This window comes from Aquabacterium parvum (genome assembly GCF_001447195.1).
Taxonomy (GTDB): Bacteria; Pseudomonadota; Gammaproteobacteria; order Burkholderiales; family Burkholderiaceae_C; genus Aquabacterium; species Aquabacterium parvum.
In genome coordinates this window covers 1-10,529 of sequence record NZ_LFRI01000269.1, presented here as the reverse complement: position 1 = coordinate 10,529, position 10,529 = coordinate 1, and the positions used below count along the sequence as shown (strand labels likewise).

Annotated in this window: 9 protein-coding genes; 2 read left to right on the top strand and 7 right to left on the bottom strand. The window is 68.3% G+C overall.

From position 1 onward, the window contains the following. Positions 1-16 precede the first annotated feature (16 nt). Entirely contained in the window at positions 17-1,219 is a 1,203-nt protein-coding gene (locus tag ABG80_RS10060; RefSeq protein WP_058087561.1) for a nucleotide sugar dehydrogenase, read from the top strand. Positions 1,220-1,384: 165 nt separating this feature from the next. Next, positions 1,385-3,061, top strand: a complete 1,677-nt coding sequence (locus ABG80_RS10055; RefSeq protein ID WP_058087560.1) for a PAS domain-containing sensor histidine kinase — start codon at positions 1,385-1,387, stop codon at positions 3,059-3,061. Positions 3,062-3,068: 7 nt separating this feature from the next. On the opposite strand, the gene ABG80_RS10050 is transcribed toward ABG80_RS10055, so the two are convergent. The 7 genes from ABG80_RS10050 to ABG80_RS10020 all read right to left on the bottom strand — a co-directional run bounded on the left by ABG80_RS10050 (position 3,069) and on the right by ABG80_RS10020 (position 10,312). After that, the gene (locus tag ABG80_RS10050) at positions 3,069-4,082 is read right to left on the bottom strand and encodes a tyrosine recombinase XerC (protein WP_083505985.1); all 1,014 of its coding nucleotides are present in this window, start codon (positions 4,080-4,082) and stop codon (positions 3,069-3,071) included. Between the two features lie 50 nt (positions 4,083-4,132). Then, positions 4,133-4,885: a PEP-CTERM sorting domain-containing protein gene (locus ABG80_RS10045; RefSeq protein ID WP_058087559.1), complete on the bottom strand. Its 753-nt coding sequence runs from the start codon at positions 4,883-4,885 to the stop codon at positions 4,133-4,135. Between the two features lie 169 nt (positions 4,886-5,054). Beyond that, positions 5,055-5,735, bottom strand: a complete 681-nt coding sequence (locus ABG80_RS10040) for a DUF484 family protein (RefSeq protein WP_058087558.1) — start codon at positions 5,733-5,735, stop codon at positions 5,055-5,057. 69 nt (positions 5,736-5,804) lie between these two features. After that, positions 5,805-6,668 carry a diaminopimelate epimerase gene (gene dapF, locus ABG80_RS10035; protein ID WP_058087557.1) on the bottom strand — a complete coding sequence of 288 codons (864 nt, stop codon included), beginning with the start codon at positions 6,666-6,668 and terminating at the stop codon, positions 5,805-5,807. 76 nt (positions 6,669-6,744) lie between these two features. Next, positions 6,745-8,310 (bottom strand): methyl-accepting chemotaxis protein, encoded by a 1,566-nt coding sequence (locus ABG80_RS10030; RefSeq protein ID WP_058087556.1) that lies wholly within the window; start codon positions 8,308-8,310, stop codon positions 6,745-6,747. A 173-nt stretch (positions 8,311-8,483) separates the two neighbouring features. Beyond that, entirely contained in the window at positions 8,484-9,404 is a 921-nt protein-coding gene (locus ABG80_RS10025; protein WP_058087555.1) for an LpxL/LpxP family acyltransferase, read from the bottom strand. Then, positions 9,404-10,312 carry a lysophospholipid acyltransferase family protein gene (locus tag ABG80_RS10020; RefSeq protein WP_058087588.1) on the bottom strand — a complete coding sequence of 303 codons (909 nt, stop codon included), beginning with the start codon at positions 10,310-10,312 and terminating at the stop codon, positions 9,404-9,406. Before ABG80_RS10020 ends, ABG80_RS10025 begins: the two co-directional genes overlap by 1 nt. Positions 10,313-10,529: the final 217 nt, after the last annotated feature.

The following is a 10,529-nucleotide window of genomic DNA, read 5'->3' as shown; positions in this document are numbered from 1 at the left end:
ACCGTTTCACCCAGCCATGACCACCCCGTCCACCCCGCTCCCCCAAGCCCCGTCGAAGATCGCCGTCGTGGGCCTCGGCTACGTCGGCATGTCCATGGCCGTGCTGTTGGCGCGCCAGAACCAGGTGGTGGCGGTGGACGTCATGCAGTCGCGCGTCGACCAGGTCAACAGCCGCGTCTCGCCCATCGAAGACGCCGACATCACGCGCCACCTGCAAACCGAACAACTCGACCTGCGCGCCACCACGAACCTCGCCGAAGCCTGCGCCGAAGCCGAGTACGTGGTCATCGCCACGCCCACCGACTACGACGCCGACACCAACCGCTTCAACACCAAAAGCGTCGAGTCCGTCATCCAGGCGGTGCTGGCGGCCAACCCGAAGGCCGTGATGGTGATCAAGTCCACCATCCCCGTGGGCTACACCGAAGAGGTCAACCGCAAGTTCAACACCGAGCAGGTGATCTTCTCGCCCGAGTTCCTGCGCGAAGGCCGTGCGCTGTTCGACAACCTGCACCCCAGTCGCATCGTCGTGGGTGAGCGCTCCGCCCGCGCCGAGCGCTTTGCCGGCCTGCTGCGCCAGGCCGCGCTCAAGGCCGACGTGCCCGTGCTGCTGACGGGCTCTTCCGAGGCCGAGGCCATCAAGCTGTTCGCCAACACCTACCTGGCGATGCGCGTGGCCTACTTCAACGAGCTCGACACCTACGCCCAGACCCACGGCCTGAACACCCGCGAGATCATCGACGGCGTGAGCCTGGACCCGCGCGTGGGCTCGCACTACAACAACCCGAGTTTTGGCTACGGCGGCTACTGCCTGCCCAAGGACACCAAGCAGCTGCTGGCCAACTACTCGCAGGTGCCGCAGAACCTCATCGGCGCCATCGTCACCTCCAACACCACGCGCAAGGATTTCGTCGCAGACAGCATCCTGGCGCGCAAGCCGAAGGTGGTGGGCATCTACCGCCTCATCATGAAGGCGGGCAGCGACAACTTCCGCGCCAGCTCCATCCAGGGCGTGATGAAGCGCATCAAGGCCAAGGGCGTCGAGGTCATCCTGTACGAGCCCGTGCTGCAAGAGGACGAGTTCTTCAACTCCAAGGTCATCAAGGACCTGGCCGAGTTCAAGGCCAAGTCCGATGTCATCGTCGCCAACCGCATCGGTGCCGACCTGCAGGACGTGCTGGACAAGGTCTACAGCCGCGACCTGTTCGGCCAGGACTGAGGAAGGACGCGGGGCCATTCGGGGCCCCAACCGCTGCCGCTGCGGCTGCAGCCCCTGAACCTCGGGGTGCCTGCGGCTCAGGGATGACCCCTGGGGATGTGCCAGGGAGGGCGTTGCACGTGTATCGTGCAGGCGTTGTCCTCACCGCTGTCCCACCAAAGACCCATGGCGCCCCTCAACCCTGGCTCAGCCGACCTGCTGTCTGGCCAAGCAGACGACCCGGCCGCGCTGCGCCGCGAGATCGCCTTGCTGCGTGCGCAGCTGCAGTTGCGAACCCAGAGCCTGGAGCGCCTGCAGACCGTGCTCGACCGCATGCCCGGGGCGGTGGCCTATTGGGATGCCGAGCTGGTCCTGCGCTTCGTCAACCGCAAGTTGGCCGGACACTGGGCGCACAAGCCCCAGCCCCTGCTCGGGCGCCACATCACCCAGGTGCTGTCGCCACGCGGGTGGGAGAACACCCGTGCCTTCGTGGAGCGGGCGCTGGCAGGCCAGGCCTGCTCGTGCGAGCACGTCGAGGCTGGCCTGACGGCCCAGGTCAGCTACACGCCCGACGTGGTCGAAGGCCGCGTGGTCGGCTTCATCGTCATGGCGCTGGACGTCACCGAGCTCAAGCAGGCCCGAGCTGACGCCGAGCAAGCCAGCCGCGCCAAGAGCGACTTCCTGGCCAGCATGAGCCACGAGATCCGCACGCCGCTCAACGCCGTCATCGGTTTTGCCCAGCTGGGTGCCATGCGCCATGCAGGCCAGGCGCCGGCCGAGTCCTTCGCCCACATCCAGCAGGCGGGGCGCCACCTGCTGGGCTTGGTCAACGACGTGCTCGACTTCTCCAAGATCGAAGCCGGCAAGCTGGCGCTGGTGCCCGTGGCCACGCGCCTGGACGACGTCATCGAACAGGCCACCAATCTGGTCGGGCAACAGGCGCGTGACAAGGGCCTGAGCCTGCTCGTCGAGCGAGAGCCCGGCCTGCCAGATCACTGGTTGGTCGATGGCCTGCGCCTGGACCAGGTGCTCGTCAACCTGCTGACCAACGCGGTCAAGTTCACCGACCAGGGCAGCGTGCAGTTGCGCGTCAAAGCCGCGCCTCAGGGTGAGCACCCCGGCGCGCACGCAGGCCTGCTTCTGCAGGTGCAAGACACGGGCGCGGGCATGTCGGCAGACCAGCTGGCCCGGCTGTTCCAGCCCTTCGAGCAGGGCGATGCCAGCCGCACGCGGCGCGTTGGGGGCACGGGCCTGGGCCTGTCGATCTGCAAGCGCCTGGTGGACCTCATGGACGGGCGCATCGAGGTGGACAGCACCCCGGGCCGGGGCACGCGGTTCGACGTCTGGCTGCCTTTGCAGCCGGTGGTGCCCGTGGCCGAGCCGGTGGAGGCGGGCCAGCCGAGCCTGGCACCGACCTGGGTGCCCGCGGGTGCAAAGGCACGTCAAGCCCATCGCCCTTTGGCCGCGCCCGAGGGCAGCTTGTCTGGCTTGCGCATCCTGCTGGCCGAGGACAACCCGGTCAACCAGCTGCTGCTGATGCAGTACTTCCGCAACCAGGGCGTGCAGGTGCAGGCCGTGGCGGACGGGCAGGCTGCGTGCGAGGCGGTGGCCGAGGCGGGCCCAGGGGCTTACGACGCCGTGCTGTGCGACATCGAGATGCCCGTGCTCGACGGCTTCGGTGCCACGGCCCGCATGCTGGCCATCGACCCGGGCCTGCCCGTCATCGGCCTGACGGCCCACGCTTTCGAGGACGCCCGCCAGCGCGGCCAGGACTCGGGCATGCTCGACTACCTCACCAAGCCGGTGATCTTCGAGTCGCTCAACGCCTGTTTGCTGCGCCACGCGCGTCGCTCAGGCGCCTGACGGGCCTTCACTTGCGCTTGGCCCGTGGGTGCGCCGCGTCGTACACCTTGGCCAGGTGCTGGAAGTCCAGTCGCGTGTAGACCTGGGTGGTGCTGATCTGGGCGTGGCCGAGCAGCTCCTGCACGGCGCGCAGGTCGCCGCTGGACTGCAGCACGTGGCTGGCGAAGCTGTGGCGCAGCATGTGCGGGTGCACGTGCGTGGGCAGGCCGGCGTCTTGCGCCAGTTGCTTGAGCCGGTTGCGCAATTGCATGGGCGTGAGCCGGCGGCCCAAGCGGCTGACGAAGAGCGCAGCCTCGCCATCGCGCAGGCCGAGTTCGCCGCGCACCTGCAGCCAGGCGTTCAGGGCTTTGCGCGCGGCCTCGCCCACCGGCACGATGCGGCGCTTGCTGCCCTTGCCGGTCACGTGGGCTTCGCCGGCTTGCAGGTCGACCCAGCCCAATGCTTCGGTGTGGGCCTGCACGTCCAGGCTCAGCAACTCGGCGCTGCGCAGGCCACTGCTGTAGAGCAGCTCGACGATGGCGTGGTCGCGCGCGGCCAGCCAGGGGCCTTCGCGCTCGGCCCGGGTGGCTGCTGCGGGTGAGGCCGCGCGGGCCGCTGCGTCGGTGTCGATGTGCTCGGACAAGGCCACGGCCTGGTCCACTGACAGGGCCTTGGGCAGTGGGCGGGGCGCTTTGGGCGGCCTCACGCCGTCGCTGGGGTTCAGGGCGATCAGGCCCTCCACGCCCATCCACTTGAACAGGCCGCGCCAAGCCGACAGCGTGATCGCCAGGCTGCGGGGCCCCAGGCCCTGGCCGTGCAGGCGGGCCACCCAGCCGCGCACGTGGTGGCTTCGCACCTGGGCCAGCGTGAGCCCTTCCTTGTCGCAAAAGGCCTGCAGCCGCAGGAAGGCGTCGCCGTACATGGCCAGCGTGCGCTCGGCCAGGCGGCGCTGTACGCGCAGGTGTTCGAGGTGGTGGGTGATCAGCGGGTCCGACTCGGCCGGGTGCGGCACGGGCGGTGTGGCGGACTGAGGCGGGGGCATGGCTGTGATTGTGCAGCCGAGCGCGCCAACGGGCGCGCTCAAGGAGGGCTTCAGGCGCGGCGGCGGCGCACGCAGGCCATCAGGCCCAGGCCGCCCATCAGCAGGGCCCAGGTCGAGGGCTCGGGCACGGGGCTGGTCACAGAACCTGTCGTCCGGCCAGTCAGGAAGGGCACGGTGTATCGGCCGTTCCCTGGGGAGACGTTGACCCCGCTGTTTGTCACGTCGATGATGCCAAGCGCGTCGATCGGGCCGAAGAACGCACCGCTGATGCTGCCGCCACCGACCACGACGCTGCCACCCGGCTGCCTTGTGCCATAGGCTGGCACCATGAACGCGGCCGAGAGCACCAAGTTGCCTGACCTTGACCCGTCGATGGTCACCGCGCCTCCTGCGATGGGGTTCAGGATCGCGTCCTGGCGTGTGCCGCCTTGCCCAACCTGGGCGCGTGGAGGCACCCCAACAAACACGTCACCGAGGGCACGCACCACCAGCCCATTGCCCAGCACCACCCGCTGCTCTGACGTCAGCTCGATGGTGTGCGCAGCCAGTGCCAGGTTGTCCAGGCTCAGGCCCTGCTCGCCGTGCAGGCGGATGGCACCGGCGTGGGAGAGCACGTCGTTCGGGTCGCCAGCGCTGTCGCCGCGCACATCGAGCACGCCGCTGCAGCGCAAGACCAGGGCGTCGCCCACCTCGCGGGTGAGGCTGTCCGAGCAGTTGAACTGGATGGCCGAGTGGCCGCTCAGCGAGAACGCGCTCAGGCAGATGGCCAGCGACAGCGTGCGAAAGGCGAAGGATGGACGCATGGAGACGCTCCCATTTTTTGAATTCGATGTCCGCCGAGTCTCCTCCACCCATGTGACAGATTGCCTCACCCTTTGCGAGTCGCATCTGCCAAACGGCTTGTTTGCGTGATCCGAAAGGGCCATGCCAGCCCCTTGCGCAGGGGCCCCCGGCCCTCATCCTGATGGGCGGTCAGCCCAGCAAGCGCGCCAACGCCGCGCTGCTCACATCCCCCACCTGCAGCAGGAAGTCCACGCCCATGTCGGAGGTGTAGCGGGTGGCGTCGGGCGAGCCCAGCACCAACAGGCCAAAGCACGCGCCGCCGTGGTGCAGCGGGATCAGGGCCAGCGAGGTGATGTGGGCGCTGTCTTCCAGCCACTTGCCCGCTTCAAACCCGGCGTTCAGGCCGCAGTAGGGCTGGTTCAGGCTGGCCGCAAAACTGCGCGCGTCTTCGCTGACTTCGGCCGCGAAAGGCAGGTCGGTCAGCTCGGGGCGCAGGGCGCGCTCGGGGGTGGACCACAGGCGCACCGCCACCTGCGGGATCAGGAACTCGTGGCGCAGCGTCCCGACCAGGGTGTCGGTCAGGGCGCGGTCGTCGTGGGCCAGCATGACGGCGCGCACCCAGCGGTGCAGGCGGTCGGCGATGGCCTCGTTCTCCTGGCTGTGGCGGATCATTTCCATGATGCGCTTTTCCAGGCCGCGGATCTTGTCGCGCAGCATCTCCATCTGGCGCTCTTGCAGCGAGACGGCGCGCTGGCCGTGCGGGCTGGTGAGCTGGATGGAGGCCAGCAGCTGGGCGTTGCGCTCGAAGAAGCCGGGCGTGTGCACCAGGTAGTTGGCGATCTCGTCTTCGGTGATGCCTTGCAGGGTCATGGTGTCAGCGGGTGAAGGGTTGGGTCGCGCAGGGCGGGATCGGGCAGGGCCGGGTTCACAGGTCGGGGTTCACAGGGCAGGCACGTCGATCTCGCCCGAGAAGACGGTGACGGCCGGGCCGGTCATGAGCACGCTCTGGCCAGGGCCGGCCCAGGAGATGGTGAGCCGCCCACCGGGCATGTCGACGTCCACGGTGTGATCAAGCCAGCCCAGGCGGATGCCGGCGACCACGGCCGCGCAGGCGCCCGAGCCGCAGGCCAGCGTTTCGCCCGTGCCGCGCTCGAACACGCGCAGCTTGATGTGGTTGCGCGAGACGACCTGCATGAAGCCGGCGTTGACCCGGCGCGGGAAGCGCACATGGCCCTCGACCTGCGGGCCGACCTCGTCGACCGGGGCGTGCTCGGTGCTGTCCACGCGCATGACGGCGTGCGGGTTGCCCATGGACACCACGGCCACCTCGACCGGGTGGTTGGCCAGCTGGATGGGCCACAGCTCGCAGCCGTTGAGCACCTTTGGAGTCAGGCCGGTGGCGTCGAAGGGCACCTCGGCGGGCACCAGGAAGGGCGCGCCCATGTCGACCGTGACGCGGCCGTCGGCCTGCAGGCGCGGCTCGATGATGGCCTTTTGCGTCTGCACGCGGATGACGTCTTTGCTGGTCAGGCCCGTGTCGTGCACGAAGCGGGCGAAGCAGCGCGCGCCGTTGCCGCACTGCTCGACCTCGCCGCCGTCGGCGTTGAAGATGCGGTAGGTGAAGTCGGTGCCGGTGGCGGCGTTGCCGGGCTCGACGACCAGGATCTGGTCGGCGCCGATGCCGAAGCGCCGGTCGGCGATGAAACGGTATTGGGCCGTGCTCAGTGGCAGCGGCCCGCGGGTGGCGTCGAGCACGACGAAGTCGTTGCCCGCGCCGTGCATCTTGGTGAAACGCAGCTTCATGCAGGCGATTATCCGCCTGTCGGCAAGCCCCTGGTGCGGTCGGCGTCGCCGCCCGGCTTCGTGCCCTGCGCGAGCCTCAACTCAGGTGAAAGCGCTGCACCGTCTTGGACAAGTCGATGGCCTGCTGGCGCAGGCTGTCGGCCGCAGCAGCGGACTGCTCCACCAGGGCGGCGTTCTGCTGGGTCATGTGGTCGAGCTCGGTCACGGAGTTCGTCACCTGGCCGATGCCGCCGGATTGCTGGCGCGTTGCATCGGCGATCTCGCCCATGGCGTGCGACACGCGCTGGATGGCGTCGACGATCTCGTTCATCACCGAGCCGGCTTCGCGCACCTTTTGCGAGCCCACTTCGACGCGGTCGGTGGACTGGCCGATCAGCGTCTTGATCTCGCGCGCGGCCTCGGCGCTGCGTTGCGCCAGCGAGCGCACCTCGCCGGCCACCACGGCGAAGCCACGGCCCTGTTCACCGGCTCGGGCTGCTTCCACCGCGGCGTTCAAGGCCAGGATGTTGGTCTGGAAGGCGATGCCGTCGATCACGCTGATGATGTCGTTGATCTTGCGCGAGGCCTCGCTGATGTCTTCCATGTGCTGCACCACGCTGGAGACCACCTCGCCGCCCACGACGGCGCGCTGGCTGGCCGTGGACGCCAGCTGGTTGGCCACGTTGGCCGAGTCGGCCGAGTGCTCCACCGTCTTGCTGAGCTCGTCCATCGACGAGGCGGCGGCCTGCAGGTTCGAGGCGGTCTGCTCGGTGCGGTTGGACAGGTCCTGGTTGCCGGCGGCGATCTCGGTCGACGCGGTCAGCATGCTCTCGGATGAATCCCGCACCGAGGCCACCATGTCGCGCAGGCCGTCCTGCATGGTCTTCATGGACGTCATCAGGTGGGCGATTTCGTCCTGGCCATTGGGCCGGATCTCGCGCGTCAGGTCGCCATGGGCGATGGCCTGGGTGATCTCTTCGGCGCGCTTGAGCGGGCGGGTGATCGAGTAAATGGTCGCGCCCATCAACGGCAGGAACACGACGCCCGGCGACAGCAGCAAGGCCCACAGCGACACGATGGTGGACTGCACCTCGCCTTCGACGGTGTGGCGGCGCGCGTCGGCCAGGGCCGTGATGCTGGCGTTGAGTTGCGCGGCGATGGCTTCGGCCTGATCGGCTTCCTGGCGTGCGCCTTCGGTCGACTGGTAGGCCTCGCCCGAGGTGCTCAAGGCGTTGCTGGAGATGAGGTCCAGGGTCGGGCGCAGGGCCTTGCTGTAGGCGGCCAGCTTGTCTTTCAAGCTGGTGGCGGCCTGGCGGATTTCATCGTTCGGTGCGGCGCCGATCAGGGCTTCGGTGGCCTTGCCGGTTTCGGCCAGTGCGCTCGCCCAGGCCTTGACGTGACCTTCCACGGTGACCGAGTCCCCGGTGTTGATGACGGCGGCCTTTTCTTGCCCGCGCAGCTTGCCGAGGGTCAGCGCCAGGTCGGCCATGCGTTGGGTGGCCGTGAATTCTTCATGGGCAAAGCTGTCGAACTCGCCTTGCAGCGACATCAGCTTCCAGCTCATGCCGGCCCCCACGATGCTGCCGATGACGACGACCAGCGCCATGCAGGCGATCAGTCGCGAGCGGATGGAAAAGCCTCGCAACCAGGTGATCCAGTTCATGTGCCCGAACTCCTCGAATGTTCACGGGGACGCCCTGGGTGGCGCGCCCCTCTCGCATGAGGTATCGGTCGGGTTTTGCACCAACTTGAGTCAGTCGAGCTTTGGCTTGATCTGGATCACGTTGGCGATGCGATGGCGTCGCTCGATGTGGCTTGGCGGCCTGGCAGCCCAGCTCAATACAGGCTGGGCAGGCCCTCGGGGCGCGTCTTGAAACGCTTGTGCACCCACAGGTACTGCTCGGGTTGCAGCAGGATCTGCTGCTCGATGAAGCGGTTCATGGCGGCCGTGTCGGCTTCGGCGTCGCGGGTGGGGAAGCCCTCCAGCGGCGGCAGGAACTTCACCTTCCAGCCTCGGCCGCCCGGCAGGATCTCGGCGATGACGGGCTGCACCACCATGTCGAGCATGCGCGCCAGGCGAGAAGGCGCCATCAGCGTGGCCGCTGGCACATCGAAAAAAGGCACGAAGGTGGCGTCTTGCAGGCCGAAGTCCATGTCCGGCAGGTTGAAAAACCCCCGGCCGGCTTTGACGGCGCGCAACAGCGGCTTGATCGAATCCTGGCGCGGGAAGATTTCGGCGTCGCCAAAGCGCAGGCGGCCCTGCTTCATGAGCCGATCCATCAGCGGGTGGCTTTGTGCCTGGTAGATGGAGGCGCCGGGGCGCGGCTGCTTGAGCAGGATGGCCGCGCCGGCCACGTCCAGGCCGACGAAGTGCGGGCACAGCCACATGGTGGCGCGCTGCTCCCGCTGCCACACTCGCTCGGCCAGGCCGATGTCGCCTTCGACCTGGATCAGGCGGCGGATGCGCGACTCAGGCGCCCACCACAGCACGGCGCGGTCGAGCAGGCTCTGCGTGAGCCACTGGAAGTGACGCTGGAGCAGGGCCTGGCGCTCGGCCAGGGGCATCTCCGGGAAGCAGAGCTCGAGGTTGCGCAAGCCCACCTTGCGGCGCGAGCCAGCCAGGCGGTAGAGCAGGGCGCCCAGGCCGCGAGCGAAGGCGGCCAGCACCGGCAGGGGCAGCCACTGCAGCGTCCACAGCACGCCCAGGCCGAGCCGGATGGCGGCTTCTTTTGGCAAGTTGCCGTCTTTGGTTGCCATCAGGCGGTTTCCTCGCTTTTTGTTGCCGACGTCAGGATTTCGGCGCGGGGGCCCTTGTAGCGGTTGTAACCCCACAGGTACTGCTCGGGTGCTTGCATGATCAGGTCTTCCATCAGCCGGTTGATGGTGGCTGCGGATTCTGCCGCATCGCCTGCGGCCAGGAGCGTTTCGGTCTGCGGGGCGACCCGGCTGGCGTGCACGACGTAGCTGCAGCCCTGACGGCGGCGCGCCAGCCAGCCCAGGCGCTCGCCACGCAACAGCACCACGGCGCAGCGCGTCTGAGCAACCAGCTTGGCGGCCATGGTCATCGTGTAGGCGGGGCGGCCGAAGAAAGGCGCCCAGGCGCCCATGCCCTCGGGCGGCACCTGGTCGGGCAGCAGGCCCACGGTCTGACCCGATTTGAGTGCGCGCAGCATCTGGCGCACGCCGCCCAGGGTGGCCGGGCTGGTCAGCATGCCGGGCCTGTTGCGCGAGTCCTTCATCACCTCGGCCAGCCAGGCCTGCTTGGCAGGGCGGTAGAGCGCGGTGATGGGTTGTTGCGCACCGAAGCGCTCGGCATAAGCCTGCGCCGTGACCTCGAAGCAGCCCAGGTGGGGCGTGAGCAGCAGCAGGCCTTTGCCCTCTGCCAGCGCCTGCGTGACGACTTCGGGGTGGCGCCATTGCACGCGCTCGCCGAAAGCCTCCTCGCGCGGGCGGCCCCACATCAGGGGCAGCTCACCCACCATCTTGCCGGCGTGGCCGACCGCCGCCCAGCGCTGGCTGCGGCTGAGGCCCACGGCGTCGGTGTGGGCCTTGAGGCGGCGGCGGTAGCTGGGCGAGCCAAGGTAGGCCAGCCAGCCCATGGCCGCGCCCAGGGGGTGCAGCAGGCCGAGGGGCCAGTGGCTCAGGCGTTGGAGGGCGTTGAGCATGTCGGGCTGCATTCTGCCTGAGGGGGGTTCGTCTCGTTGCACATTTGCCTCCGATGGGGGATCTCCTTGCTCAACGCGTCCGCCTAGGGGCTGTTAACACTAATTGCAACGCTGGGCATCATGCTGGACACTGCCCGACATGGAGATCACACCCAAGCAATTCGCGCGCATCGAGCATTGCCTTCCACTGCAGCGAGGCAACGTGAGCCTGTCCAAT